The 26,285-nt window shown below is 67.2% G+C and carries 25 protein-coding genes and 3 pseudogenes; 19 read left to right on the forward strand and 9 right to left on the reverse strand.

Annotation, left to right across the window (positions count from 1 at the left end; all coding sequences use genetic code 11):
- Positions 1 to 174 precede the first annotated feature (174 nt).
- The 4 genes from EAT51_RS12070 (at position 175) to EAT51_RS12085 (ending at position 3,600) form a co-directional block, all read left to right on the forward strand.
- Positions 175 to 1,431, forward strand: coding sequence for a tyrosine-type recombinase/integrase (locus EAT51_RS12070; protein ID WP_130518365.1), 1,257 nt, complete (start codon positions 175 to 177; stop codon positions 1,429 to 1,431).
- A gap of 156 nt (positions 1,432 to 1,587) precedes the next feature.
- The gene (locus tag EAT51_RS12075) at positions 1,588 to 2,409 is read left to right on the forward strand and encodes a type IV toxin-antitoxin system AbiEi family antitoxin domain-containing protein (protein WP_130518791.1); all 822 of its coding nucleotides are present in this window, start codon (positions 1,588 to 1,590) and stop codon (positions 2,407 to 2,409) included.
- Entirely contained in the window at positions 2,393 to 3,340 is a 948-nt protein-coding gene (locus tag EAT51_RS12080; protein ID WP_130561685.1) for a nucleotidyl transferase AbiEii/AbiGii toxin family protein, read from the forward strand. Before EAT51_RS12075 ends, EAT51_RS12080 begins: the two co-directional genes overlap by 17 nt.
- Before the next feature lie 17 nt (positions 3,341 to 3,357).
- Positions 3,358 to 3,600, forward strand: a complete 243-nt coding sequence (locus EAT51_RS12085; protein ID WP_130518369.1) for a transcriptional regulator — start codon at positions 3,358 to 3,360, stop codon at positions 3,598 to 3,600.
- Positions 3,601 to 3,625: 25 nt separating this feature from the next.
- Here EAT51_RS12085 and EAT51_RS12090 read toward each other — a convergent pair whose 3' ends face one another.
- Positions 3,626 to 3,925 carry a helix-turn-helix transcriptional regulator gene (locus EAT51_RS12090; protein ID WP_228257908.1) on the reverse strand — a complete coding sequence of 100 codons (300 nt, stop codon included), beginning with the start codon at positions 3,923 to 3,925 and terminating at the stop codon, positions 3,626 to 3,628.
- 302 nt (positions 3,926 to 4,227) lie between these two features.
- Here EAT51_RS12090 and EAT51_RS12095 point away from each other — a divergent pair, with 302 nt between their 5' ends.
- From EAT51_RS12095 to EAT51_RS12120, 6 genes are all read left to right on the forward strand, one after another.
- Positions 4,228 to 5,079 (forward strand): hypothetical protein, encoded by an 852-nt coding sequence (locus EAT51_RS12095; protein ID WP_130518373.1) that lies wholly within the window; start codon positions 4,228 to 4,230, stop codon positions 5,077 to 5,079.
- Positions 5,080 to 5,237: 158 nt separating this feature from the next.
- Entirely contained in the window at positions 5,238 to 6,749 is a 1,512-nt protein-coding gene (locus EAT51_RS12100) for a recombinase family protein (RefSeq protein ID WP_265937029.1), read from the forward strand.
- The gene (locus tag EAT51_RS12105) at positions 6,746 to 7,642 is read left to right on the forward strand and encodes a plasmid partitioning protein RepB C-terminal domain-containing protein (RefSeq protein ID WP_130518377.1); all 897 of its coding nucleotides are present in this window, start codon (positions 6,746 to 6,748) and stop codon (positions 7,640 to 7,642) included. The genes EAT51_RS12100 and EAT51_RS12105 overlap by 4 nt, the downstream gene beginning before the upstream one ends.
- Complete coding sequence (locus EAT51_RS12110; protein WP_130518378.1) at positions 7,639 to 8,541, forward strand: plasmid partitioning protein RepB C-terminal domain-containing protein; 903 nt, start codon at positions 7,639 to 7,641, stop codon at positions 8,539 to 8,541. The genes EAT51_RS12105 and EAT51_RS12110 overlap by 4 nt, the downstream gene beginning before the upstream one ends.
- A gap of 319 nt (positions 8,542 to 8,860) precedes the next feature.
- Positions 8,861 to 9,397, forward strand: a complete 537-nt coding sequence (radC, locus tag EAT51_RS12115; protein WP_130518380.1) for a RadC family protein — start codon at positions 8,861 to 8,863, stop codon at positions 9,395 to 9,397.
- A 267-nt stretch (positions 9,398 to 9,664) separates the two neighbouring features.
- Positions 9,665 to 10,012, forward strand: coding sequence for a DUF2958 domain-containing protein (locus EAT51_RS12120; RefSeq protein WP_130518382.1), 348 nt, complete (start codon positions 9,665 to 9,667; stop codon positions 10,010 to 10,012).
- 33 nt (positions 10,013 to 10,045) lie between these two features.
- Here EAT51_RS12120 and EAT51_RS12125 read toward each other — a convergent pair whose 3' ends face one another.
- Positions 10,046 to 10,717, reverse strand: coding sequence for a DUF6988 family protein (locus tag EAT51_RS12125; protein ID WP_130518384.1), 672 nt, complete (start codon positions 10,715 to 10,717; stop codon positions 10,046 to 10,048).
- Positions 10,718 to 11,251: 534 nt separating this feature from the next.
- On the opposite strand from EAT51_RS12125, the gene EAT51_RS12130 reads away from it, so the two are divergent.
- Positions 11,252 to 12,076 carry a DUF932 domain-containing protein gene (locus tag EAT51_RS12130; RefSeq protein WP_130518386.1) on the forward strand — a complete coding sequence of 275 codons (825 nt, stop codon included), beginning with the start codon at positions 11,252 to 11,254 and terminating at the stop codon, positions 12,074 to 12,076.
- 218 nt (positions 12,077 to 12,294) lie between these two features.
- Positions 12,295 to 12,471 (forward strand): annotated as a pseudogene (locus EAT51_RS20910) (ParB/Srx family N-terminal domain-containing protein); the annotation flags it as partial.
- Between the two features lie 432 nt (positions 12,472 to 12,903).
- Here EAT51_RS20910 and EAT51_RS12140 read toward each other — a convergent pair.
- Positions 12,904 to 14,466, reverse strand: a pseudogene (locus tag EAT51_RS12140) (putative inorganic carbon transporter subunit DabA); the annotation flags it as partial.
- Between the two features lie 25 nt (positions 14,467 to 14,491).
- The gene (locus EAT51_RS12145; protein WP_425478197.1) at positions 14,492 to 15,898 is read right to left on the reverse strand and encodes a proton-conducting transporter transmembrane domain-containing protein; all 1,407 of its coding nucleotides are present in this window, start codon (positions 15,896 to 15,898) and stop codon (positions 14,492 to 14,494) included.
- On the opposite strand from EAT51_RS12145, the gene EAT51_RS20785 reads away from it, so the two are divergent.
- Entirely contained in the window at positions 15,893 to 16,024 is a 132-nt protein-coding gene (locus EAT51_RS20785) for a hypothetical protein (protein WP_265937030.1), read from the forward strand. The two genes, EAT51_RS12145 and EAT51_RS20785, sit on opposite strands and share 6 nt — an antisense overlap.
- Positions 16,025 to 16,171: 147 nt before the next feature.
- Positions 16,172 to 17,062, forward strand: a complete 891-nt coding sequence (locus EAT51_RS12150) for a LysR family transcriptional regulator (protein WP_130518390.1) — start codon at positions 16,172 to 16,174, stop codon at positions 17,060 to 17,062.
- Positions 17,063 to 17,238: 176 nt separating this feature from the next.
- Here the strand turns inward: EAT51_RS12150 and EAT51_RS12155 are convergent, their stop codons facing one another.
- Positions 17,239 to 18,129 (reverse strand): SDR family oxidoreductase, encoded by an 891-nt coding sequence (locus EAT51_RS12155; protein ID WP_130518392.1) that lies wholly within the window; start codon positions 18,127 to 18,129, stop codon positions 17,239 to 17,241.
- Between the two features lie 98 nt (positions 18,130 to 18,227).
- On the opposite strand from EAT51_RS12155, the gene EAT51_RS12160 reads away from it, so the two are divergent.
- Positions 18,228 to 19,058 (forward strand): helix-turn-helix transcriptional regulator, encoded by an 831-nt coding sequence (locus EAT51_RS12160; RefSeq protein ID WP_130518394.1) that lies wholly within the window; start codon positions 18,228 to 18,230, stop codon positions 19,056 to 19,058.
- Positions 19,059 to 19,127: 69 nt separating this feature from the next.
- On the opposite strand, the gene EAT51_RS12165 is transcribed toward EAT51_RS12160, so the two are convergent.
- Together EAT51_RS12165 and EAT51_RS12170 are read right to left on the reverse strand one after the other, a co-directional pair.
- Positions 19,128 to 20,054: a threonine dehydratase gene (locus tag EAT51_RS12165; protein WP_235872367.1), complete on the reverse strand. Its 927-nt coding sequence runs from the start codon at positions 20,052 to 20,054 to the stop codon at positions 19,128 to 19,130.
- A gap of 198 nt (positions 20,055 to 20,252) precedes the next feature.
- A pseudogene (locus tag EAT51_RS12170) lies at positions 20,253 to 21,175 on the reverse strand (LysR family transcriptional regulator).
- A 286-nt stretch (positions 21,176 to 21,461) separates the two neighbouring features.
- On the opposite strand from EAT51_RS12170, the gene EAT51_RS12175 reads away from it, so the two are divergent.
- The 3 genes from EAT51_RS12175 to EAT51_RS12180 all read left to right on the forward strand — a co-directional run bounded on the left by EAT51_RS12175 (position 21,462) and on the right by EAT51_RS12180 (position 23,629).
- The gene (locus EAT51_RS12175; RefSeq protein WP_130518398.1) at positions 21,462 to 22,616 is read left to right on the forward strand and encodes an MFS transporter; all 1,155 of its coding nucleotides are present in this window, start codon (positions 21,462 to 21,464) and stop codon (positions 22,614 to 22,616) included.
- Positions 22,617 to 22,811: 195 nt separating this feature from the next.
- Complete coding sequence (locus tag EAT51_RS20435; RefSeq protein WP_205953546.1) at positions 22,812 to 23,144, forward strand: hypothetical protein; 333 nt, start codon at positions 22,812 to 22,814, stop codon at positions 23,142 to 23,144.
- A complete protein-coding gene (locus EAT51_RS12180) occupies positions 23,078 to 23,629 on the forward strand; it encodes a formate/nitrite transporter family protein (protein WP_205953547.1) in 552 nt (183 codons plus the stop codon). The genes EAT51_RS20435 and EAT51_RS12180 overlap by 67 nt, the downstream gene beginning before the upstream one ends.
- Positions 23,630 to 23,726: 97 nt before the next feature.
- On the opposite strand, the gene EAT51_RS12185 is transcribed toward EAT51_RS12180, so the two are convergent.
- Positions 23,727 to 24,341, reverse strand: a complete 615-nt coding sequence (locus tag EAT51_RS12185; RefSeq protein WP_130518400.1) for a superoxide dismutase — start codon at positions 24,339 to 24,341, stop codon at positions 23,727 to 23,729.
- Between the two features lie 319 nt (positions 24,342 to 24,660).
- Between EAT51_RS12185 and tadA the strand changes: the two genes are divergently transcribed.
- The gene (gene tadA, locus EAT51_RS12190; RefSeq protein WP_130518402.1) at positions 24,661 to 25,170 is read left to right on the forward strand and encodes a tRNA adenosine(34) deaminase TadA; all 510 of its coding nucleotides are present in this window, start codon (positions 24,661 to 24,663) and stop codon (positions 25,168 to 25,170) included.
- 33 nt (positions 25,171 to 25,203) lie between these two features.
- Here the strand turns inward: tadA and EAT51_RS12195 are convergent, their stop codons facing one another.
- Complete coding sequence (locus tag EAT51_RS12195) at positions 25,204 to 26,250, reverse strand: acyltransferase family protein (RefSeq protein WP_130518404.1); 1,047 nt, start codon at positions 26,248 to 26,250, stop codon at positions 25,204 to 25,206.
- Between the last annotated feature and the right edge of the window lie 35 nt (positions 26,251 to 26,285).

The raw sequence follows: 26,285 nt of genomic DNA on the forward strand, positions 1-26,285 counted from the left end.
TGACGGTAAGAACCGGAGGTCCGATCAAGACCCTCCCGTTTACTATTGAGACCAAACCGGTCTTTGACGGTAAAACACTCCCCTGGAAAGCTTGTTTCATGCGGCTTTCCGGGCATCGACGGGTCTCCTGACCCCTGACGGTAAAAGCCGTCACGAAACAGGAGGAAAACCTCGATGCTTACCGACACAGCACTGCGCAACTTGAAGCCTAAGTCCTTGACTTATAAGGCTTCTGACCGGGATGGGATGTACGTGACGGTATCGCCCGCCGGTACCGTCACCTTCCGCTACGATTACCGTCTCAACGGGCGCCGTGAGACCCTGACCATCGGTCGCTATGGCCCTGGCGGCATCTCCTTGGCTCTGGCCCGCGAAAAGCTGCTCGACGCCAAGAAGGCCGTCGCTGCTGGCCGTTCCCCGGCACTGGAGAAGCAGCGCGAGAAGCGCCGGCTGACCGCAGCCAAGAACTTTGGTGATGTCGCGCTTAAATGGCTGGCGGACGCCAAGATGGCCGACAGCACGCGCGCGATGCGCAAGCATGTCGTCGACCGCGACATCCTGCCGGTGTTCAAGAGCCGGCTGCTCAATGAAATCACCGCTGATGACCTGCGTGCCTTGTGTAACAAGGTGAAGGCGCGGGGCGCTCCTGCCACTGCGGTGCATGTCCGCGACATCGTGAAGCAGGTCTATGCCTTTGCCATCCTGCATGGGGAGAGGGTGGACAACCCGGCCAACGACGTGGCGGCCGCCTCGATCGCCACCTTTGTACCGAAGGATCGAGCACTGTCGCCGGGTGAGATCCGGCTGGCGTTCCATCAGTTGGAGTCCATCGCGACCTACCCGACGATCCGCCTGGCGCTGCGCATGGTCCTGCTGACCATGGTGCGCAAGAGCGAACTGATCGAAGCCACCTGGAGCGAGATCGACTTCGAGCACGCGACCTGGACGATTCCGAAGCAGCGCATGAAGGGGCGCAATCCGCACGTGGTCTATCTGTCGCGGCAGGCCATGGACATCCTGGTGGCGTTGCATACCTGCGCGGCGGGCTCGAAGTTCGTGTTGCCATCGCGCTACGAGCCGACCCGTTGCATGTCGCATGCGACCTTGAACCGCGTGACCCAGCTCATCGTGTCGCGAGCCCAGGCCGCAGGCCTGCCGTTGGAGCCTTTCACAGTGCATGACCTTCGCCGCACGGGCTCGACGCTGCTCAACGAAGTGGGCTTCAACGGCGACTGGATCGAGAAGTGCCTGGCGCACGAGGAAGGGCGCTCCTCGCGCTCGATCTACAACAAGGCCGAATACGCCGAGCAGCGGCGGCACATGCTGCAGGAGTGGGCGGACATGGTCGATGCCTGGATCGACGGGCGCACCCATGTGCCGAAGCTGCTGCCGGAGAACACATCGGTTCCGGTTCTCAGCGCGGCTTTGTGAAGGGAGGGCCGCATGATGACCGTATCGAGACTCTCTGTCGGCGACGAGTGCAAGGTTTGCTGGCATGGCAAAAAGATCACTCTGAGTGATCCTTTGTGGCCCTTGTCAAACTGGCCTATCTTGGCGAAGGTTTATAAATCTGTTATTTTGAGCACTATGGATGCTCAAAACTCAGGAAAGCTGAACCGTTTGCTGGCCGAGCTTGGCGATACCCGCCTAGTGTCCAGCCGCTGGCTCCGGGCGCACGGCTACTCCAATAGCCTTGTGGCGCGCTATGTGGGCAGCGGCTGGCTGGTGTCGCCAGCGCGTGGTGTCTACATGCGCAGAGGCGGGCGGCTGCAATGGGATGGTGTGGTCCGCAGCCTGCAGGTCGGCGAGGGCATGCCGCTGCACGTCGGGGGACGCTTCGCGCTCGGCCTGCAGGGCCACGAGCACTACCTGCGCCTGGGGGATGCTGGCACGATCACGCTGTACGGGCCACAGCAGCCACCCGGCTGGTTGGGCAAGCTGTCACTGGAGCAACGCTTCGAGTACCAGGGCAAGGGTCCGCTCGATCTCCCGGCCGTGCCTGTCACTGCGGAAGTCTCCGAGAAGGCGTTGTCGGAAGCGGGCCTGGCTTGGCATTCAGCAGCACCTGGGACCGATGCGCTGGTCTGCTCGACGCCCGAGCGGGCCATGCTGGAACTGTGCGACAGCGTGTCGGATGCGGCAGGGGTCTACGAGGCCGATGCGCTGATGCAGGCCATGACCACGCTACGGCCGCAGCGGGTCGGACTGCTGTTGCGCCACTGTCGCAGCATCAAGGCGAAGCGGCTGTTCCTGGCCCTGGCCGAGCGCCATCGGCACGCGTGGCTGTCGCACGTGCCCCTGGAGGGCGTTGATCTCGGCCGTGGCAAACGCGCGCTGGTGCCCGGCGGGCGCCTGCATCCGACCTACCAGATCACCTTGCCGGGAGACCTCGATGAGCACCTGGCTTGACCATTGGGACGGGCGCTACACGGACAGGGTGCGGCTGCTGGTCGAGATCCTGCCGGTGTTGGCCTCGGAGCCGGGCTTTGCACTCAAGGGCGGCACGGCCATCAACCTCTTCGAGCACGATCTGCCACGCCTGTCGGTGGACATCGATCTGGCCTGGTTGCCGGTGCACGACTACGTGGAAGATGCGAAGCTGATCGCCGAATCGCTCGGGCGGTTGGCCGATACGCTGCGCGCCCGGCCTTTGCAATTGCAGGTCCAGACCTCGGCGGGCGAGGGCGGGGTGGTCACCCGGCTGGTGGCCAGTCGCGGTCGTGCGCGCGTGCAGATTGAGACGACGCCCGTCATGCGTGGCACGGTGCATCCGGTGCGAGCCATGGTCGTGCGGCCACGGGTGGAGGAAGCGTTCGGCTTTGCCGAGGTGCAGGTGCTGGCGTTCGCCGACCTCTATGCCGGCAAGCTGGCGGCGGCGCTATCGCGCCAGCACCCGCGCGATCTTTTCGACGTGGGTCTGCTGCTGCAAGATGAACGAGCGGACGAAGTGCTCTGGCGCACCTTCCTCGTGTACCTGACGTGCAGCCCCAAGCCAGCCTGGGAGATGCTGGCGCCGCGCGTCCCGGGGGATTTCGAGGCCACCTTCGAGGCCCATTTCAATGGCATGACGTCCAAGCCTATCAGCGTGGCGTCATTGCTTGAAAGCCGCGAGCGCCTGCTGGCGCGCGTAGCGCATTGGCTGGATGGGCCGTCGCGCGCCTTTCTGCAATCCGTCGAGGATGAGAAGCCGGATTTCAGTTTGATCGGGTTGGCCCATGCGGCCGAGTTACCTGGAGTGCGACGCAAGCTTCACAACCTGGCGCAGCGCACGGCCGCCAAGCGTGCGGCAGATCGTCAGCAGCTTGACGAAACGCTCGCGCGGATCGCCGGTGCCAGATGACGAAGGAGGCTGACGCGATGGTTCACGATTTCACACTGGTCTATGCGCTGGATTCGGGCATGGGATCGCAGGAGGATGTCCTTCGCCAGTTGGCGGGCAGCGATTGCGCCGATGCCACGGTCGGCTGGGGACGGCCGGGTCATGTCGGCCTGGCTTTCAGCAGGGAGGCGAGCGACCGCGATGCTGCGGTCAAGCTTGCAACGGTGCAGATGGCGCAGGCGCTGCCCGGGGCGGTACTGGTCCGGGTGGATGCCGCGTAGCCGCTACAGCCATTTGATGGTGACGTCATCCTCGAACAGGGCGGTGCCGGCGCAGCCTCACGTCCGGTCCGCCGGATGAGTTGGCCTTCGCTGATCGAGAGGCTTGCTTGCGGTCTTCGATCCAGGCTTCGACTTCCTCCAGGTCCCAGACGACGCAACGGGCGGTGAGACGGAAGCGGCGCGGGAACTCGCCGCGCTGTTCCATTTCGTAGATCGTTGTTTCCGCGAGAGGCACGATCTGATGCAGCTCGTGACGGCGGATGGTACGGCGGAAAGGCAAGGGCGCCTTCATCGGGAACTGGGGGACGTCGTCGTAGCCAGGCATGCCCGGATGGGGCAAGGATGAAAGTCTGTCCGGGGCGGGAAGCGAAGAGGGCGGCATGGCAGTGACCGTGATCGGATGCGTTGGTGCCCATGGTGGCTATCGCGGGTGATCGGTACAACCTGTTGGGGCGAAGCCGGTCGTGTTCTGCGATGCCTATTCGCTCTGCTGGCCTTATTTGCTGTGCAGTGAATCTCCGCGGCGTTCCGCCGCTAGGTCCGCGGGCGTGCATCACGCTTTGAGCCCTGACGGCTCCGCAACATGGCCGTTGCGCGCTACGCTTGGTCAGGAAACGGATGTTGGCAATGACCCCAGAAGAACACGAGTCGTTTTTGAGAGAAGCATTCGATGCCTATCTTTCGGTGCGCAGCCAACCTGGCTGCATCCCGTGCCGACCCTATCTCCCTTATGGCGCAGTCGACTTGAAAGGCCTGCGATGGCCCACCATGGGCGACATGCTGATCGAGGACGAGCTTCGAGAGCTGACCAACAACCTGAATGCGTGGCTCGGGGCGCTGCGGCGTTGGCACGCCTGGCAAATAGTCATGGGCGACTACTCGGAGGATGAGCGCTGGGAACTGGAACATGAGTTCGTCACGCCGCTGGCCACCTACTGCCTGTTCCAACCGAGCGCACTGCGCGACGCGATCACCTTCGTGGTCACGAACGGCATGCATCAGGTTCTACGGTCTGTCGACCGTTCCTATCCGGACCGTCTGCCGCTCGACCAGGCGCCGTGGGAGAAGCCAAGCTATCCCACGCGCCGCAGGAAGGAGGCGCAATTTGCGCACATCGTCGCCAGATGGCCGGAAGGGATGCTTCTTCTGACCGCACTGAGGAAACTGGACGATCAATCCAATCGTCATGCGACGTTGGATTTCCGCAATCGTGCCAGCCACAGCATCGCACCGAGGTTCTCAAGGGGGATCACCCGGGCGGTGACACGGACTGTCGTACAGAGAACCCGTCTGGAGCCTAGGGAAGACGGCTACGTGAACGACGTTCCGGTACCCGGTGAGGTCTCCATCGGCTACAGCTTCGGTGGAACGGATCCGCTTGACTTGAACCAGGTGCGAGAGGTCAACGTCCAACAGTTCGAAGTGGCAGTGGCCTGCTTTGATCACTACGTCACCCTCTTGAAAACAACGACTGGATAGGCAGGCACTGAAGGGGATGGTGCAGCCTGTCATGAGGACGACATGCATGTTCCCAATCATTCAGGGATGTAGCCGTTCTCAAAAAGAGGTTGGGCGCGCGGGTGCTGAATCATGCTGGACTGGACAGTGATGGTGATTCAGGGGAAGCCGGTATTCCGGTGGCCCAGTACGTTCGCATGTCCACCGAACACCAGAAGTACTCGACGGAGAACCAGGCCGAAAGGATTTCGGAGTACGCAACCCGCCACGGCATGCGGATCGTCCGGACCTACACGGACTCCGGCAAGAGTGGCCTGAACCTCAAGGGTCGCGGCGGCCTGCAGTCGCTTCTGCGCGACGTCAAGCAGCCCAACCCTGGGTTCAGCGCCGTGCTGGTGTACGACGTGAGCCGATGGGGGCGTTTCCCCGACCCCGACGAGGCGGCGGTCTATGAGCATGCGTGCAAGAGCCGCGGCATCCGCGTGATCTATTGCGCCGAGCCGTTCAACAACGACGGCTCTCTGCCTTCGACGGTGTTCATCGGCATCAAGCGCAGCATGGCGGCGGAGTACAGCCGAGAGTTGTCGGTCAAGGTGTTCGCCGGGGCCTGCAACATCGTTCAGCACGGCTATCGGCAGGGAGGCGCGCCCGGCTACGGGCTGCGACGGCAGTTGATCGACGAGCAGCACAACGTCAAAGGGCTGCTGTCGCGCGGTGAGAAGAAGAGCATCCAGACCGACCGCGTGGTGCTGGTGCCCGGTCCGCCCGAAGAGATCGCCGTAGTGCTCCGCATCTACCGGCTCTTCCTGGAGGAAGGCATGCCCGAGCGCGTCATCGCCTCGGTCCTGAATCGCGAGGGCATCCTGTCGGATGCCGGCACGCTCTGGTCGCGCGGCTCGATTCACCAGATCCTGACTAACGAGAAGTACATCGGGAACAACGTCTACAACCGCACGTCGTTCAAGCTCAAGGTCAAGCACGTGCGCAACCCGCCGGACAAGTGGATCCGACGGGATGGTGCATTCGAGGCGATCGTTCCCGTGCACCTGTTCCTGCAGGCCCAGACGATCATCATGGCCCGCTCCCGCCACCTGGATGACGCGCAGTTGCTGGACCTGCTACGCCAGACGCTGGAGAAGCACGGTGCGTTGTCGGGCATGGTCATCGACGAGGACGACGATGCCCCTTCCAGCTCGGCCTACCGAAGCCGGTTCGGTAGCCTGCTGCGGGCCTACAGCCTCATCGGCTACACGCCTAGGCGTGACTACGCCTACCTGGAGATCAACCGTTCGCTGCGCCGGCGCCATCCGGAACTGATTGAAGAAATGGCGGCCAGCATCCAGACCGCGGGTGGCTGGACGGTGCGCGATCCCGGCACCGACCTGCTCACCGTCAACGGCGAGTTCACGGTCTCGCTGGTCATCGCACGGTGCAAGCCAACGCCTGCTGGGTCGCACCGCTGGCGCATCCGGTTCGATGCCAGCCTCCGGCCCGACATCACGGTGGTGGCGCGCATGGACCCTGGGAATCAGCGAGCCTTCGACTACTACGTGTTTCCGGCCATCGACTTCTCGGCCGAGGCGTTGCCGACGCTGGAGGACAACGGCTTCACGCTGGATGCGTACCGCACTGATTCCCTGGATTTCTTCTTTCAGCTGGCGGGGCGTGTTTCCCTGCAGGAGGCCGCATGACGTCATCTTCCGCACGCATCGAGATGATCCCGATCAGCGACATCGCGGTGGCGAACCCGCGCGTGCGCAACGCGAAGATCCACAAGACGATCACCGACAGCATCGACCAGGTGGGGCTCAAGCGGCCTATTACGGTGCGCCGTGTTTCGTCAGGGGAGGGGACCACGCCCTACGCACTCATCTGCGGACAAGGGCGGCTGGAATCCTGCAAGATGCTCGGGCAGACCGAGATTGCCGCGCTGGTCGTTGACGTGGACGAAGAGACAGGCCACGTCATGAGCATCGTGGAAAACGTCGCGCGGCGAACGCCCCGGGCGGTGGAGACGTTGGAGCAGGTTCGCGTGCTGAAGCAGCGCGGCTACACGGACAGCGAGGTCGCGGGCAAGCTCGGCTGCACCGCGTCCTGGGTCAACAACGTGGCCAATCTGCTGGAACGCGGGGAGAAACGCCTGCTGGCGGCAACGGAGGCCGGCCACATCCCACTGCACCTGGCGGTCAGCATCTCGCGGGCCAGCGGCAGCGAGGCTCAGCAGCTTCTGCTGGATGCCTACGAGAGTGGCGAACTGAAGGGCCGCAAGGTCACTGTCGTTCGCAAGATCCTGGAACAGCGGGAGCGCAGCGGAAAGAAGGGCAACAACTCTTTCGCCAAAGGGCCCTCCCGGCGACAGATGAGTCCGGAGGAACTCACGAAGCTCTATCAGCGTGACGTGGACATGCATCGTCGTATCCAGAAGAAGGCAGAGTACACGCAGAAATCACTGCTGCTGGCGCGGCAGATCTTCAAGGAGCTTTTCGCCAGCAAGGACTTCTGCGCCCTGTTGAAGGCGGAGAAGCTGGGTAGCGTTCCGCAACCACTGGCGGAACTGGCGCCACGCGGAGGGTTCGCGCGATGAGCAAGAAGCCGCCGAAGTCGGTGCGGCTCGGGTTCGAGCGCGACTGCATGGAGATCGCACTGGACCTGCTCCATGTGGAGATACCGCTGCCGACCGGAATCAAGGAGACCGTCAAGTACAAGCAGGTGTGCACCTCAGTGCAGACCATTGGCTTGGTTGAGCCGATCGTCGTTGCCCACAGCCGGCAGAGCGTCGGCTCGTTCATCGTGCTGGATGGCCGCATGCGGCTGGAGGCATTGCGAGACCGGGGTGCGCAGAAGGCGCTGTGCCTGATTTCGACGGACGACGAGGGCTATACCTACAACAAGCGCGTCAACCGTCTCTCGGTGGTGCAGGAGCACCGGATGATCGTCCGGGCCGCCGAGCGGGGCGTGTCGGTGCAGCAGTTGGCCGACGTTCTGGATGTGACGCCTGGTGCCATCCGCCAGCAGTTCAAGCTGCTGGACGGCATCTGCAGCGAAGCTGTGGCGCTGCTGGCGGACAAGCCGGCCACCTATGCCGTGTTCCGCGCGTTGAAGCAGATGAAGCCGTTCCGGCAGATCGACGTGGCACAGGCCATGATCAATCTTGGCAACTATTCCGCGAAGCTGGCACTGGCGATGCTGCAGGCGACGTCGCCCGACCAGTTGACCGAGGAGGCGTCCGCCAAAGCGCAGCGGGGAGGGCCGACGGAGGCGCTCCAGCGCCTGGAGCGGGAGTTGGCGGCCGTGCAGGCGGACACCCGGTTGCTGGAAGAGGGCTACGGCCCGGCCAACCTGCAGCTTGAGATCATCAAGACGTACATCGGAAAGACGCTTCTGGAGAACGCCGCCGTGGTCCGATGGCTGGCAAAGACCCATTCCGAGTACCTGCAGCAACTGCAGTTCATCGCGGAAATCAAGCAGTTGCCATCGCAGTAGCCAGGTTCGGGCCTCCCCGGCGATGCCGGGCCGCGCTGTCCGTGCTGTGCATCGAGCTTCCTGCGTCGTCTCGCCCCTTCGGCTCCCATCACTGATGCCTTCGCGGCGTTGCCGATGCGCGCTGCGCTTGCCCGTGCAATGCGGGCGTGGTGGTGGGCTGGCTTGCTGTTCCCTTCATCCTTGCACACCGTTCTCGCAGTCAAGGTCTGCGCGCACTCCTGCGCTTGCGGCCTGGCGGCCGTCGTTGAACCTGTGACAGCTGCGCTGCGGCGTGCCGGTTCCGGTCTCGGGCAATCCCGCCCGATCACCGGAGTTCGTCATGTCGCACGATCTGTTCTCTTCCCTCGATTCCTTCGCTGCCGTTCCTTCTGCTGCTGGTTCACTGCTCGTTCGTGATGTTGCGGGTGAGTACTGCTCGGTCGCCCCTGCGGAAGTGCTGCAGGCGGCGTTGCGGGTGCTGGCGGGCCAGTTGCGCGGGACCGAGTTGCTGTCGTCGCCGCAGGCGGTGCGCGACTTCCTGCGCATCAAGCTGGGCACGCTGGAGCACGAGGTGTTTGCGGTGATCCACCTGGATGCGCAGCACCGGGTCATCGAGTACGTGGAGATGTTCCGCGGCACGGTGAGCCAGACGTCGGTGTACCCGCGCGAGATCGTCAAGGAAGCCCTGGCGCGCAATTCGGCGGCGCTGATCCTGGTGCACAACCATCCACCGGGGGTGGCCGAGCCGTCGCGGGCGGACGAGATGCTGACGCAGACGCTCAAGAGCGCGCTGTCGCTGGTGGACGTGCGGGTCATCGATCACCTGATCGTGGCCGGGCCGACGATCCTGTCCTTTGCCGAGCGCGGGCTGATCTGAACCCGCGCAACCGGGAACCGCATAGGCTCCCGGTTTTTCCTGTTCCGTGAACAGCGTGCCATGGCATGGCACGAGGCCGTTGCAGGACGGAGGTGGGGCTGGCTTGCTGTTGCACCCAGCGTGCCACGTCGTTCTCGCCGTCAAGGTCGGCGCGCATCGGCGATGCGCTGGCGGCCTGGGCGGCCGTCTTCGAACCTTGACCGCTGCGCTGCGCCGTGACCCAGAGGCTGCGGGCAATCCCGCCCGGCATTTCTTCTGGAGTTCACCATGAACGTACTCATCACCGACGCGCAACGCGTGCTGCTGCTGGCCAACGGCCGCGAATCGCTGCAGGACGCCGACTTCGATCCGGCGCCCGTGGTCAAGCTGTTCACGCCCGATGCGGGCGCGACCTGGCTGCTGACCGAGATCGATCCCGACGACCATGACCATGCCTTCGGTCTTTGCGACCTGGGTCTGGGTGCCCCGGAGCTGGGCTGGGTCAGTCTGCAGGAACTGGCAACCGTGCGGGGGCGGCTGGGCTTGCCGGTCGAGCGTGATCTGCACTTTCGCGCGGAGAAGCGCTTGAGCGCCTACGCGCGTGATGCGCGGCTGGCCGGGCGGCTCATCGTCTGACCCACCATCAGGGCGTCATCGACGCCCTGACTTTCAGGGCTTGAGCAGATCGGGCAGGCAGTCGGCAAATGCCGGCTGGATCTTACTCATCGGCTTGGTGATGGCTTCATCGCCGGTGAGGATGGCCATCGTCATGGCGGTCATGGTGCTCAGCCCGTTCGAGTTGCGCAGCACCTGCAGGGCCAGGTGCACCGGGAAGCCATCGGCGTTGCGCCGCAGGGGATGGATGCCGCCGTGCACGAACGAGTTCATGGCGTTCCAGGAGATGTCCTTGAAATGGACCAGCATCTGGTGGGCTGCTGCCGGCGCATCCTGTCCGACGCGCTTGCCGATCTGATCGATCATCTCCTTCGCGCTGGGCAGGTTCTTGGCGGCCTGTTCGGCCTCCAGCGTGAGCGGGGCCGAAAGCTTCTCGATCGCTGTGTCGGGGGCCGCATAGATGAGCCACATCGCGCGGGTCAGCGCTTCGAACTGCAGCCGCATCAGGCTGACGGCCGAGGTCGGCATGCGTAGCGCCATCAAGGCATGCAAGGCCGTGGCGTGTTCCATGGCGACCAGGCACATGCCCAGAGCTGCTTCGCCGCGTGGAGAGCCGTCAAATTCGGCGTCGTCCAGCAGTTCGTTGAATCGTTCGTGCAGGGCCTCCGAGCGCCGGAGCATGTGTTCCAGGGGGTCGTCGGAACCGGCGTGTTCTGTCTCGGGCATGGCGTCATCGTAAAGGCCACTTTGCGTTCGGGCGTCCCCAGCCACCTGGGAGATGGCCGGTCGCGCTGTCGTGCTTCGCATCGAGTCGCCTGCGGCGTCTCGCCCCTTCGGGCTCCCATCGTTCCCTCGCTCCGCTCGGCTGACGCCTCCGGCCCGGCTTCCAGCTTCGGGCCTGCGCGCTTCGCTTGCCGTGCGGTCGGCGTGCTGCAGGGCCGTTGCCTTGTCCAGCCGTCTTTCCTGACTCCATCACCTTGTCCGCGAATGTGGCCCGCGGCCGTGTGCCGTCAAGGCGCGCAGGGCCGTGTCCTCGCTGCGCTGCGGGCCGCACCAACCCCGCGCTTGTTTCCTTGACGGCCCCCGTCCACGGGCTCCCGTTCGTCGCGGGCGATGAACTCAGGAAAGACGGTGGCAACAGGGCCAACCGGGTTCCTCGTGCCGACCGCACCAAACAGCCGAGAGGCTGGGCTCCGAATCTAGGAATTCGGTGTGCGGTGTGAACAGCAAACCTATTTTTTTTTTATCAGGAGAAATGCCATGCAACTCGCTTCCCGCTTCGCTTCCAGTTCCCCGGTGCTGCGTTCGGAACGTCCCTTGTCCGATGACCAAATCCGGGCCGTGGCCCCGTCCATCTTTGCAGAGGCTCCACACGAAAGCCGGTCAGAGCGGTACAGCTACATCCCCACCGCCACCGTGCTGCAAAAACTGCGCGGGGAAGGCTTCGAGCCTTTCATGGTGACGCAGACCCGCGTACGCCACGACGACCGCCGCGACTACACCAAGCACATGATCCGGCTGCGCCACGCCAGCCAGATCAACGGCCGCGAGGCCAACGAAATCATCCTGCTGAACTCCCATGACGGCACCAGCAGCTACCAGATGCTGGCCGGGATGTTCCGCTTCGTTTGCAGCAATGGCCTTGTCTGCGGCGACACCGTGACCGACGTGCGCGTGCCGCACAAGGGCGACGTAGCCGGGCACGTCATCGAAGGCGCTTACGAAGTCCTGCACGGCTTCGACCGAGCGCAGGAATCGCGCGATGCCATGCGCGCGATCACGCTGGACGTCGGGGAATCGGAAGTGTTCGCCCGCGCTGCGCTGGTGTTGAAGTACGACGAGGACAAGCCCGCGCCCATCACGGAATCGCAAATCCTGATGCCGCGCCGCCATGACGACGACCGCCGCGACCTGTGGAGCGTGTTCAACCGCACGCAGGAGAACTTGACCAAAGGCGGCCTGTCCGCCCGCGCCGCGAATGGCCGCCGCCAGACCACCCGGCCCGTGCAGGGCATCGACCAAAGCGTTCGCCTGAACCGCGCCCTGTGGCTGCTGGCCGATGGCCTGCGCCAGTTGAAAGCCTGAATCCCCACGCGGCAGGGGCAGGCAGCAGCCCTTGCCGCTTCTCTCGCTGCTGCATCCCTGAACCGATAGGAGTTATCACCATGAACGCCGTACTCAAAACCGAAGCCGTCGCCATCGAAGCCGCCGGCCCGCTAGAAATGGCCGACCCGTCCAAGAACCTGATTCTGGTTCCGCTCTCGCAGTTGCTGCCGCGCCGCTCCAAGCGCAACGCCCGCAAGATGCCGCGCCTGTCCATCCCTGAACTGGCCGCGAGCATTGCCCGCATCGGCCTGCTGCAAAACCTTATCGTCATCCTTTCCGCCGATGGCCAGACTTACGCGGTAGTGGCCGGTGATCGCCGCCTGACCGCCTTGAAGCTGCTGGCGAAGAAGAAGCGCATCCCCGCCGACTACGAAGTGCCGTGCCTGCTGGTGCCCGATGCTTCGGCCCGCACTGTCAGCCTCGCGGAAAACCTGATGCGCGAGCAGATGCACCCCGCCGACCAGTTCGAGGCGTTCGCCGCGCTGGTCAAGGACGGCCGGCCCATCGAGGACATTGCCGCCGACTTCGGCGTGTCCCCGCTGGTGGTGCAGCGCCGCTTGAAGCTCGCCCACATCGCGCCGCGCCTGATGGCCGACTACCGCGCCGGAACCGTCACGCTGGAACAGTTGATGGCCTTGACTATCACCGACGACCACGCCGCGCAGGAAGCCGCATTCTATGGTGCGCCGGAATGGCAGCGCAGCCCGTCCAAGCTGCGCGAGCGCCTGACCGAGCGCGAAATCGACGCCACGCACGCGCTGGTGCGCTTCGTCGGGCTGGACACCTACCGGCAGGCAGGCGGCGGCACCCGAGTAGCCGCCGCACGCGCCGCAGTGCAGGGCGCTGGCATGTGGATTGTTGACCACGTTGGCGCCATGGCCGGCGAGGATGACGAGCCTGGCGAAGCCGGTGGTGAGCGACATGGCCTTGAGCACGCGGGTGGCCATGGTCAGTCGCGTCTCGAGGTCGAGACTGCTGGCCGGATGCGGTGGGGGATCGTTCGACGCGCGATGCCGCGTCAGCGCTAGCCCGTCGCGCAGCAGCTTGGCGACGTAGACCGGGCCCGTGGCCTCGACGAAGGCGAAGGAGGAAATCACGGCCAGCTTGAAGCGGCCCCAGGCGCGCTTGGTCCGCGCCTTGATGCGAGCGCGCAGGTCCGCAGCGGTCAGCGCAGGTGTGGCCTCCCCGGAGCGGGTGAAGACAGCCGGCGCCAGCAGCACGGGCAGCCGCGCCTCGACCACGTCCGAGGCGAAACGCCGATGGCCGATCCCCAGCCCGAAGAAGCCGGCGAACCCGAGCGTCTGGATGCCGGGATCCAGGCTTTCCAGCGCACGGCGGAACACCTCCGAGCGCACGTCGATGCAGAAGGCCATCTGCAGCTGCGCACGGCCAGCGGGCGGACGCGCCGGGGATGCGTCTGCAAGCAGGGCGCCGAGCCGCCGCTGCGCCGCGCACTCGGCCGCCTCCTGCAGAAGACTGTCGACGAGGTCCCCCGACGTCGCGGACACCGGCGCGGCGTAAGCGCAGAGGGCCATCTGCCATCGGGACGCCAGCTGTGCGCCGAACTTGCGCAGCAATGCCACCTCCCAGGCCATGCGGATGGCGAGCAGGTCGATGACGGACGCATCGTGGCCTCCGTTCAACTCCGCTTGCCACAGTCGATACCGGGCCAGCTGAGCCCAGCCGCCGAGCGTGCTCAGCAGCCGGTGGAAGTAGCTCTCCAGCGCGTCCTGGGAGAGCCCGAGGCTGACAGCGCCTTCGACGATCGCGTCCTCGGCGCTGACGGGCATCTGCGCCATGTGCCGCGCGAATCCCGTCAGGCCGGCGACCTCCGGGCTCAGGTCGTGGGTCGCGATGACGCGCCACGCGGCATAGGCGCCGCCGGATGGCCCAGCGCTCCACAGCGCCTGGCCCTGATCGAAGTAGCTCGATGCCCAGTGCCCGATGCGCTCGTTGACGATGCCCGGCCAGTCGATGGTCGCGACCTGGCGTGCCAGATCGGCCACGGTCGGGATCGCCTGCGGTGCGCCGCGCGCGCCTTGCATCGCGTGCTTGAGAGTGGACAGGCTGGGTGGGCACGGCGCAGCCGGAGCGCGTTGCAAGGCCGCCTGCAGGTCCGCCTCGGCGATCTCGCCGGCGTGCCAGCGCTGCGCATACCAGGCCCGCGGCATGGTCAATGCGATGCCGGCCGTGCGCCGCAGGCGTGCCGCCGCGGTCGCCAGCGGCTCACCCGTCTGGCCGAGGAAGGGATTGACCGCAACGCTCGAGGCCAGCGGCCAGAGCGGGGGGATCGCGCGCGCCGCGCGATGCGCTGCCTCGATGATCCCGTCGTGGGACAGGCGCGGCGATTCGGTCGAGGTCATCGGCATGAGCAGTGTCCTGTCGCTTGTGGGGTCACGAGGCCTTGGAGACCGACCAGCCGCCGAGCAGGCGGTCGAGCGCGGCGTTGACGTACAGGCCATTGGAGAGGTGGACGCGCAGTCCGGCGGTCGCCGGATGCGAGGCCCACAGCGGGAACAGCGCCTGCGCCACGGCGACCAACCCGAAGCTCAGCACCGCCAGCGCCAGGAGCGTCCACTCCAGTCGACCCGGCGCCGGCGTGGCGGGCAGAACGCCCGCGGTCAGCCACTCGGCGACACTCTGCAGCGCGAAGTAGCCGACCGCCGCGGCGCAGGCGTAGAGCGCCGTCCTGCGCGTCAGCGCGCGCGGCGCCGCGTCGGCCAGGCCCTGGGCCAGCAGATAGGCCACCCCGAAGATCAGGATCGCGCCCAGCGCCAGCGCCTGGGGCGACTTGTGCCCGAAGCCGAACGTGAGCCCGAAGACCGCGCCGATCCCGACATAGATCGCCAGCGCGATCAGGAAGGCCCGACCGACCGCCGACACGCTGGGGACCGCGACCGGCCCAGGCCGGCGCGTGGCCGCCACCTGCTCGACCGCGTCGCCGGAGGCGAGAAAGGCATGGGCCTTGTAGAGCGAGTGCGCCACGATATGCAGCAGCGCCAGCGGAAACAGCGCAAGGCCGCACTGCAGGATCATGAAGCCCATCTGCGCGACCGTGGACCAGGCCAGCGAGGTCTTGACCGCGGGCTGGGTCAGCATCACCAGCGCGCCGAACAGCGCGGTGAAGCCGCCCAGCATGGCCAGCACGGCGAGCACGCCGGGGCTGAGCAGCATCAGGTCTGCGAACCGGATCAGCAGGAAGCCGCCGCCGTTGACCACACCGGCGTGCAGCAGCGCCGACACCGGCGTGGGCGCCTCCATCATCTCGGTCAGCCAGCCATGGGTCGGGAACTGGGCGGACTTCAGCACCGCGGCCAGCGCGAGCAGGGCGGCCGCCACGACCAGGATCCAGGCGTGCGCTCCCGCGCGGGCCATCGCATTGATCGTGGCGATGTCGGTGGTGCCCTGGCGCATCCAGATGAGGGCGGCCGCGCCGATCAGCGCGACGGCGCCGAGCGTGGAGAACAGCCGCTTCTTGCGTGCCGCACGCCGCGCGGCCACGCGCTCGGGATAGAACAGCAGCAGGCGACGCAGGGCGAGGCTGGTCGCGATCCAGGCGACCACCAGCTGGACCAGATTGCCGGCCTGGACGAGCAGCAGGACCGCCGCGAGCGCGGCGCAGAGCCAGCCGATGAAGTAGCCCTGACGCGCCTCGCCGTCCAGATAAGTGCGGGCATAGCGCACCACGATCCAGCCGACGAAGGCCACCAGCAGGAGCATCGTCGCGCTGACCGCATCCAGCCGCACGGACAGGCCGATGCCGCCCCAGCCCAGCAAGGCGCTGGTGCCAGCGCCTTGCACGATCAGCAGCGCAAGCGAGGCCAGCGCGATGAGCAGGGCGCCAAGCGCCGCGCCTTCGGCGACCAGGGGCAGCAGGGGCGGGCGTCGACCGCTGCGGAGGCCGCCAAGACCGGCGGCAAGAAGTAGGAGGAGCGGGGCAGAGAGCGGCAGCAGATAGAGCGACAAGGCGGTCCCCTGGATCGAGCGCGGTGGCAGGCGGGCGCCACGATAGGGATCGACGGGGACGAAAAAAATTCATTGTGTTCGCCACTTCGTTCGCTAATATCGAACGATATGGCCGCGTTGAACTACAACCACCTGCGCTACTTCTGGGCGGTCGCGCACGACGGCAACCTCACCCGTACCGCGGAGCGGCTGCACCTGACCCAGTCGGCCCTGTCGGTGCAGATCCGCAAGCTCGAGGAGCGTCTGGGGCATGCGCTGTTCGAGCGGCGAGGGCGGCAGCTGCATCTAACCGAGGCCGGGCAGATCGTGCTCGACCACGCCGACGCGATCTTCGCCACCGGCGACGAGCTGCTGGGCACGCTGCGGCAGACCGGTGCGGCACGGCAGGCGCTGCGCGTGGGTTCGCTTGCCACGCTGTCGCGCAATTTCCAGATGGAGTTCCTGCGCCCGGTGCTTGGCCGCACGGACATCGATCTGATCCTGCGCTCTGGCAGTGCGGGCGAACTGCTGCGGGCGCTGGAGGCGCTCAACCTGGACGTCGTGCTGCTCAATCAGGCGCCGCCCGGCGACGCGCTGACGCCCTTCGTGACCCACCGGCTGGCACAGCGCCCGGTCAGCCTGGTGGGCACGCCGGACCGACTTGGCCATGCCGCGAGCCTCGCCGAGCGCCTGCGAGACCACCCCATCATCCTGCCGACCGTGGACAGCAGCGTGCGCACCGGCTTCGACGCCCTGGCCGATCGCCTGGGCGTACGGCCGCAGATCGTGGCGGAAGTGGAGGACATGGCGATGATGCGTCTGCTCGCGCGCGAGGACATCGGCCTGGCGGTCCTGCCGCCCATCGTCGTCAAGGACGAGATCGCCGCCGGCGTGCTGGTCGAAGGCGATCAGCTGCCCGACATCGTGGAGACCTTCCTCGCCGTCACCATGTCGAGACGCTTCCCCAATCCGCTGGTGCGGCTGCTGCTGCTGCCTGCGGACGCGTCGGCGGAGCGCTAGCGAAAATCTTTCAGGGCCGACTGCTGGCGGTCCTGGCGAGTCGCCCGTTCCGCCAGCCTTGCGTCAACGCCTGATCCCGTTCGTCAATGCGCTGGATCGGACGCTAGCCGTTCGCTGGTTGGAGCACGTAAGGCCTACGCGCCGCGGGATGGTTGCGGCGCGCGCTGGTGGAGCCTTTATTGCGCGTAGCGGGCCAGGTCGAGATCGGCGAGCAGCGTCGGCCCCGTCGGATGCCAGTGCAGCCGCGCCTGGGTGAGGGCACTGGAGGCCGGCATGTCCTGCGCGGCGAAGTGCATCAGCCAGCCGAAGTAGGCCGGGGCCTCTTTCGGCGCGACCGACACCACCGGCAGCTTCAGCCCGCGACCGAGCGATTCGGCGATGTCGCGGCTGCTGACGCCTTCCTCGCCGACCGCGTGATAGCGCGCCCCGCGAACGGCCGCCTCCACGGCAAGCCGGTACAGGCGCACCACATCGGCAAGATGCCCGGCCGACCAGCGATTGCGGCCCTCGCCGACATAGGCGACGTAGCCCTTGTCGCGGGCAACGGCGATCAGCGGCGAGACCAGGCCCTGCCGGAGCGGATCGTGGACCTGCGGCAGCCGCACCACCGACACATTCACGCCAGCCTCCAGCAGGGCATTGCCGGCCAGCTCGGAGGCGACGCGCGGATTGGGATGATCGGGATTGAAAACGTCCTCGCTCGCCAGTTCGCCGTCCCGGGCGATGCCGAATCCCGTTCCCGAGGTGATGACCAGCGGACGGTCGGAGCCCTTGAGCGCCTCGCCGAGCGCGGCGATGACGCGCCCGTCCTTCTGGCAGTTCTCGACGAAGCGCGAGAAGTCGTGATCGAACGCGGTATGGATCACGCCGTCCGCCTGGGCGGCGCCGGCACGCAGGCCTTCGGGATCTTCGAGCGTGCCGCGATAGACCTCGGCGCCCGCGGCGCGCAGCGCCTGGGCACCCGCGTCGGAGCGGGTGACGCCGATGACCTGGTGGCCTGCGCCGATGAGTTCGGGGACGAGGGCCGAGCCGATGAAGCCGGTCGCGCCGGTAAGAAAGATGCGCATGGTGCGGTGTCCTGAGCGTGGAGCTGCGCACTATCTGGCAGATCTCCATACCGGTAAATTAGTGATCTCATCCTAGTAAAGCGACTAACAGGCTCCGCATGCCCGTCGGCACGGCCAAATCCCTGGGCGATTTCCTGAGAAGCCGCCGCACGCGCCTGGACCCGGCCAGCTTCGGCTTCACCGGGCGCAGGCGAACGCCCGGGCTGCGCCGGGAAGAGGTCGCGCAACGCGCCCATATCAGCCCGACCTGGTACACCTGGCTCGAACAGGGCCGCGGCGGCGCGCCATCGGCTGAGGTCCTGGACCGCGTGGCCAGCGCGCTCATGCTCACCGAGGCCGAGCGCGAACATCTGTTCATGCTCGGCCTGGGGCGGCCGCCCGAGGTCCGCTACAAGGCGGTGGACAGCGTCAGCCCCCGCCTGCAGCGGTTGCTCGATCTGCTCGACGCGAGCCCGGCGATCATCCGCACGGCCACCTGGGAGATCGTGGCCTGGAACCGGGCCGCCACCGTCGTGTTGACCGACTACGGCGCGCTGCCGGTGGGCCAGCGCAACATCCTCTACTTCCTGTTCCGCGATCCGGCCGCGCGCGCCAAGCAGCACGACTGGGACAGCGTGGCCCGCTTCGTGGTGGGCGGCTTCCGCGCCGACGTGGCGCGCGCCGGCCTGGCCTCCGAAGTCGGTGAGCTGGTGGACGAGCTCTGCAGGCTCAGCCCGGAGTTCGAAGCGCTGTGGCATGACAACGAAGTGCTCGACGCGGGCGGCGGCGAACACCTCAAGCGCCTGCTGCATCCGGAGCTGGGGCCCATCGCACTGGAATACTCGGCCTTCGCCGTCGACGGTCGGCCGGACCTGAGCATGATCGTCTACAACCCGACCGATCCCGAAGTCGCGCAGCGCATCAGGGCGCTTGCCAACGCGTCCGGCTGACGCGGACCGAAAGCCGGATCGGGCAGGCCCACTACAAGAGGGCAGGGCAACCGCCCCGGACGCCCGGCCTCACCCGGCCAGCACCTCGGCGAACAGCGGCGCATCCACATTGCCGCCGGTGAGCGCCACGCCGATGCGCTGCCCCGCCCAGAACCTGCGCTGCTGCATGGCCGCCGCCAGCGCGGCGGCGGCGGCGCCCTCGGCCACGTTGTGGGTGGCGGTGTAGAGCAGGCGCATCGCGGCGGCCACCTCATCGTCGGTGACCGCGACCACGTCCTCGGCCTCGGCACGCACCACCGCCATCGCCTCGGCCACCGGCAAGCGGCAGGCCATGCCGTCGGCGAGACGGGTGTTGGCGGGCGACTCCACCAGCATGCCGCTGCGCCAGGACTGCAGGCTGGCATCGGCATGCGCCGAGACCACGCCGACCAGCCGCGTGCTCACGCCGCAGTAGGCGCGCGCAGCAGTCGCGCCGGCGAAGCCCGAGCCCAGGCCGATGGGCACGAACAGCACATCCGGCGCCCCGCCAGCGGCCTTGGTCGCCTCGAAGAACTCCACATAGGCCGTGGCCACGCCGCGCACCAGCTCGCGATGGAAGGAGGGGATGCGGTGCAGGCCATGCGCGCTCGCCAGCGCGGCGGCGTGGTCCGACGCGGCCTGGAAGTCCTCGCCATGCTCGACCAGCTCCACGCCCAGCGCCCGCATGGCCGCGTTCTTCTCCACCGAGTTGCCATGCGGCACCACGATGGTCGCCTGCAGGCCGTGGCGGCGCGCGGCAAAGCCGACCGACTGCCCATGGTTGCCGCGGGTGGCGCTGATCACCTGCCGCACCTCCGGCTGGGCGCGGCGCAGCTCCTCGAAATAGGTCAGCCCGCCGCGCACCTTGAAGGCGCCCACGGGCGTGTGGTTCTCATGCTTGATCCAGACCTCGGCGCCCAGCGCCTGTTCGATCTGCGGCCAGCGGTACTGCGGCGTCGGCGGCAGGGCGGCGCGCACGGTGGCAAGCGCTGCGGCGATCTCGTCGGAAGAGAAACGCATGGCGGACCAAGGAAACGGGCAGGTAGGAGAACTCGAAGGATATCGACGAAATCAGCGGAATGGAGCGCGCGGCCGAGCAGGATGCGGGCGCCGAGGGGAAGTCTTTCGGATCGTGCAGCCTGGCCGAGGCAGGCTCGGCATGCGCGAGCGCGCGGCTCAGGAAGATGCGGCAGCGCGCCGCCGGCCGCGCCGATCGCTTGGCGCAGGCGGACTGCACTCGGCCTGCGGAAACACACGCGCGCACAGGAAGTCGACCAGGGCCCGGAACTTTGGGGGGAGGGATGCTTGCCTGCCGGCCACAGCACGTGGAATACCCCAGTGCGCTCCACATGCTCGCTGAGGATCGACTTGAGTCGCCCCTCTGCCAACAGCGCATGGATGGCGAAATCCGGCAGGTGGGCGATTCCCAGGCCCCGCAGGGCGAAACACAGGCGCGCCTCGATGTTGTTGCAGATCATCGAGGTGGGCAGCTGCAGCTCGGGCTCGCCCGGGGCCGGCCGCAGCGCCCAGGTCTCCAGCTTGCCGCTGTTGGGATAGCGATAGTGCAGGCAGGTGTGCCCACGCAGATCGGCGCGCGTCATCGGCGTGCCGCGGCGCGCCAGATAGTCCGGCGAGGCCACCAGCCGCATCTGGAAGCTGCCCAGGCGCCGGGCCGACAGGCGCGAGTCGGCCGGCTGGCCCGTGCGCACGACGGCATCGAAGCCTTCCTCGACCAAATCGACCATCCGGTCGGTGAAGTCCAGGTCCAGCTCGATCTCGGGATACGCGCGCATGAAATCGCCCAGGACCGGCAGCACCAGCGAGCTGACCAGGGGCAGGCTCACCCGCAGACGGCCGCGCGGCGCGGCCGACGCCTGCGACAGCTCCAGCTCGGCCGCCTCGATCTCGGCCAGGATGCGGCGGCTGCGCTCCAGGAACAGCAGGCCCTCGGCGGTCAAGGTGACGCTGCGCGTGCTGCGATGGAACAGGCGCACCTCGAGCTTGTCTTCCAGCCGCGCCACGCGCTTGCCGACGGCCGAGGCCGACACGCCCAGCAGCCGGCCGGCGGCGACGAAGCTGCGCGTCTCGGCGACCTGCATGAACACCGCAAAGCCCGTCAGGCTTTCCACGTTCGGCTCTCCTCGAGGATTGCGGACATTTGATTCCGCACATCGAGGAACTGTAGCCCGCTTTTTCTCCAATCAAGGGATTCCTATCGTCGCGGCATTGCCCACCCGATCAAGGCCCTGCCATGACGCGTTCCGTACTCCTTCAACCCCAGGATGCTCCACCTGCGCATCTGCCCGAGGGTCTTCAGGCCGTCAGCAAGCCGGCGTGCGCCGCCGCATGCCGGGCGCTGTCCGCACGCCAGTGCCAGGCGCGGCCATGATCGGCACCCGGCCCTTGTTCTTCATCGCGCTGGGCCTGTTCGGCCTCTATGTGGTCGAGTTCGGCGTGGTCGGCATCCTGCCGGCCGTGGTCCAGCGCTACGGTGTCGGCGTGGCCCAGACCGGCGGGCTGGTGGCGCTGTTCGCGACCGTGGTCGCGGTGTGCGGGCCGGCCATGGTGCTGTGGCTCTCGCGCCTGGACCGGCGCAAGGTGCTGGCCGCCTGCCTGCTGGTCTTCAGCCTGTGCAGCCTGTTGTCGGCCTGGGCGCCCAGCTTCGGCGCGCTGATGGCGCTGCGGGTGCCCTCGGCGCTGCTGCATCCGGTGTTCTTCTCGGTGGCCTTCGCTGCGGCCGTGTCGCTGTACCCGCCGCAGCGCGCCGCGCACGCCACCTCGATGGCCTTTCTCGGCACCACGCTGGGGCTGGTGCTGGGCGTGCCGCTGGCGACCTGGATCGAGGTCACGCTGTCCTACGAGGCCTCGTTCTACTTCTGCGCCGCGGTGAGCCTGGTGGCCGCCGTCGGGGTGTGGAGCATGCTGCCACCCAGGCATGAGGCCAGGCCCCAGGCCCCGGGGACGGTGCTGGCGGTTCTGCGCAGGCCGGCGGTCTGGCTGTCGGTCGCCGCGACGGTGTGCGTGTTCGCCGCGATGTTCTCGGTCTACAGCTACGCCGCCGAATACCTGGCGCGACGGGCGCACCTGGGCGGTGAGGCGATCGGCCTGCTGCTGGGCGTGTTCGGAGTGGGCGGCGTGCTGGGCAACCTGCTGGCCGGACGCGCGCTGGGCCGTCGACTGGCCGGGACCGTCTTGCTCTATCCCGTGGTCCTGGCGGCCGCCTATGGCGTGCTGCTGACGTACGCATCGGCCTCGTTGGCGATCATGCTGCCGCTCTGCCTGCTGTGGGGCGCCGCGCATACCAGCGGCCTGATCGTCAGCCAGCTCTGGATGACCTCGTCGGCGCCGGACGCGCCCGAGTTCGTCACCAGCCTCTTCGTCTCCGCCGCCAACCTGGGTGTGGTGCTGGGCGCGGCCGTTGGCGGCGGTTTCATCGATGCGTTCGGGATGCAGGGGACGGTCTGGAGCGGCTGGCTGTTCGCGGCGTTGGCCGCTTTCGCAGTGCTGGCGCGGAGGCCCTGGCGGATAAGCCAGCCCTGAGTGCGGCGCTCCGGGAACGCGGACGTGGCGGGGAGTCGGTTGGGCAGGGCAGGCGACACCGAACCTGCACCGCCAGCGCCATTGCCGAGCCATGCCCGACAAGGAGACGGAACGCAGGACGGCCGGGTCGCCGTGCACGCTGTCCAGACACCGCCAGTCCCTACGATGTGCGCCCCCACACCCTGGATCACCGCCATGGCCGAACCGGTCGCGGAGCTGGACAATGTCCGCGAGGAAGAGCTCGAGGAACGCGCGCCGTCCAAGGCGGCCGCGGTGCACGAGCGCATCAGCCGACAGGGCGAGAAGGAGCTGGCGCGCGACTTCTTCGCGCTGTTCTGGTCGGCCATCGCCGCCGGCATGACGATGAGCATGTCCTTCCTGGGCCGGGCGCTGCTGCAGGCGTATCTGCCGGATGCGCCGGCCGCGTTCCTGATCGAGGCCGCGGCTATGCGCTGGGCTTCGTGTTCGTCATCAGCGCCGGGCAGCAGCTGTTCACCGAGAACACCATCACCCCGGTCCTGCCGGTGATGCGCAACTTCAGCCTGTACAGCCTGGGCCGACTGCTGCGGCTGTGGGGCATCGTGCTGCTGGGCAATCTGGTGGGTGGCTTCATCGCCGCGGCGGTGTTCGCCTGGCTGCCGATGTTCACGCCCGAGGTGGACAAGGCGCTGCTGGAGATCGGCCTGCACCTGGGCCAGGTGCCGCTGGCCACGACCTTCGGCACCGCAGTGTTGGCCGGCTGGCTGATCGCCACGCTGGTGTGGATGCTGCACGCGATCGAGCAGAACAAGCTGGCGATGATCGTGATCGTGACCTGGCTGATGGGCGTGGCCGGCGTGGCCCACGTGGTGGTGGGCACGATCGAGGTGATGTATGTGATCCTGCTCGGCCAGGCGCAGGTCTGGCCCTCGCTCGTCGGCGTGGTGCTGCCGGCCCTGGTCGGCAACGTGCTCGGCGGCACCTTCATCTTCGCGCTGATGAGCCACGCGCAGGTCAAGGCGGACGTGGAATAGCGAGCCGCCTGGCGGGTGCCGGACGCGACCAGGCCGCGTCCCGCAACACGCGATGGAAGCGGTGGGCGCGCCATCGCAGCGCGTCCGCCGCAACAACTCAGCCCTGCCTGGCGGCCTGGTAGCGGCGCGCCACCTCGTTCCAGTCGACCACCTTGTAGAAGGCCTCGATGTATTCGGGCCGGCGGTTCTGGTACTTGAGGTAGTAGGCGTGTTCCCACACGTCCAGGCCCAGGATGGGCGTGAGGCCCTGCATCAGCGGGCTGTCCTGGTTGGCGCTGTTCTCCACGCTGAGCTTGCCGGCCTTGTCCACGCACAGCCAGGCCCAGCCGCTGCCGAAGCGGGTGATCGCTGCCTGGGTGAAGGCCTTCTTGAACGCCTCGAAGCCGCCCAGCTCGGCGTCGATCGCCGTAGCCAGTTCGCCGCTGGGCTCGCCGCCGCCCTGGGGCGACATCACCGTCCAGAACAGCGAATGGTTGGCGTGGCCGCCGCCATGGTTGGTAACCGGGCCCTTGAGCTTGTCGGGCAGCTCGCCGATGCGCGCCACCAGTTCCTCGACCGGCAGCTCGGCCCACGGCGTGCCTTCCACCGCCGCGTTGAGCGAGTTGACGTAGGTCTGGTGGTGCTTGCTGTGGTGGATCTCCATCGTCTTGGCGTCGATGTTGGGTTCCAGCGCGTCGTAGGCGTAGGGGAGATCGGGCAGGGTGTAGCTCATGGTGCCTCCATGGGGTGGATGAACGGGAGGGCAGGCCGGATCGAGCGCGCCGGGCCACGACCGGCTGCCAGACGCAGTGCAGGACTTGCCTGGAGAACCGGGGTCGAAGGAGTGAGCTGATCGATCATGACGCTGCGCTAGAGGGGCCGCGCGTGGGCGGCATTCGCGTTGCGTCTGCGGCGGGGTCGTTGGCCCGGGGCCGCACGTCAGCGGTGCTGGTGCAGGTTGAATTGTCGCCGCATCCGGGTAGCGCGGCGTGAACGGCGCCGGGGCGCCGCGTAGAATCGCGCCCTTGTCCCCCTCAAGAGACCGTGTCGTCATGGATCCCGCCGCCGAGGCCATCGCCCGCGCGCCCGATGCCCAGGACGAAGCCTGGATGCGTCAGGCCTTCGCCGTGGCCGATATGGCCCAGCACGAGCTGGACGAGATCCCGGTCGGCGCGGTGCTCATCGATGCCGACGGCCACTGCATCGGCCAGGGCGGCAACCGCAACCGCTGCGACCACGACCCGAGCGCGCACGCCGAGATCGTCGCCATGCGCCAGGGCGGGGCGCACCTGCGCAACCATCGGCTGGTGGGCTGCACGCTCTACGTCACGCTCGAACCCTGCGCGATGTGCGCCATGGCCATGGTCCATGCCCGGCTGGCGCGCGTGGTCTATGCCGCCTCCGATCCCAAGACCGGCGCGGCCGGCAGTGTGTTCGACCTGCTCGCAGACCCGCGCCACAACCATCGCGTGCAGGTCACCGGCGGGGTGCTGGGCGAGGAGGCGGGCCGCCGCCTGACCAACTACTTCCGCGCCAAACGCGGCAGGCCGCTGCTGGACTGACCGGCAGACCGGCCGCGGCGCCGATCCGCGCCCTCAGCCTGCCGGGACGGAGTGCGATGCGCCCAGCCGGCGGGTTACCCAGCGCCGCGCAGGTGTCTCGATCGCCCGATTGACCAGCGCGGCCAGCGCCACGCTCGCCAGGACGCAGCCGATGCCGGCGACCCAGGGATTGATCCGGCCGAACAGGCCCAGCGCCTGCATCGCGTCCAGCACCGGCATGTGCAGCAGGTAGAGCGAGAAGCTGATGCGCCCCAGCTCGCGCACCGCGGCATTGGCCAGCAAGGCGTCCGACACGCGGGTGCGGAAGGAGAAGGCCAGCACCGCCAGGGCCGCCATCAGCGTGCGCGCCAGATCGGAGTAGTACCAGTGCTCATGCTCCGCGACCTCGCCGGCCGGGAACAGCGGCAGCAGCATGTGCTGATAGGGGATCAGCAGCAGCACCACGCCCAGGCAGGCCAGCAGCTGCAGGCCGCCGATGGTCGCAGGCCGCAACAGCGCCTGGCGCTGCAGCAGACGCCAACGCAGCATGGCCACTGCCACGCCGGCAAGGAAGATATGCAGCTTGGTCACGAACAGCACGCCGGGCAGGGCAGGCGAGGTGACGTAGCTGGCTACGACGAACAGCCCCAGCGCGCACAGCGCCAGGGTCCGCGGCGTGCCCCGCAGCAGCGCCAGCCCCCAGAGCAGCACGAAGAAGCCATAGAACTGGAACTCCGGCCCCACCGACCAGAACACCCCGACCGAACCGACGAAGGCCAGATGCCGCACCAGCTGCGCCGCATCCATCTGGTAGTGGAAGCCCTGGTGGACGAAGTGCGAGACCAGGAACGACAGCACCACCACCAGGTAGTACAGCGGCACGATGCGCGCCACCCGCGCCACGCAGAAGCGGCGCACCGTCTGCGCGTTGAAGGCCTGGTGCAGGTGCAGGTAGGCCATCAGAAAGCCGCTGAGCGCGAAGAACAGCAGCACCCCGCACGCACCGAAGTTCACCCGATCCCAGGCCGCCGACTTGCCCGGAAGATGCGAGACCACCACCGCCAGCGCCGCCAGCCCGCGCACGCCATCCAGCGCCGGCATGTGCTCCTTGCCGACGCTCGCAACGCGCCGTTCCG

The sequence above is a fragment of the Pseudoxanthomonas winnipegensis genome (assembly GCF_004283755.1).
In the GTDB taxonomy this organism is placed as follows: Bacteria; Pseudomonadota; Gammaproteobacteria; order Xanthomonadales; family Xanthomonadaceae; genus Pseudoxanthomonas_A; species Pseudoxanthomonas_A winnipegensis.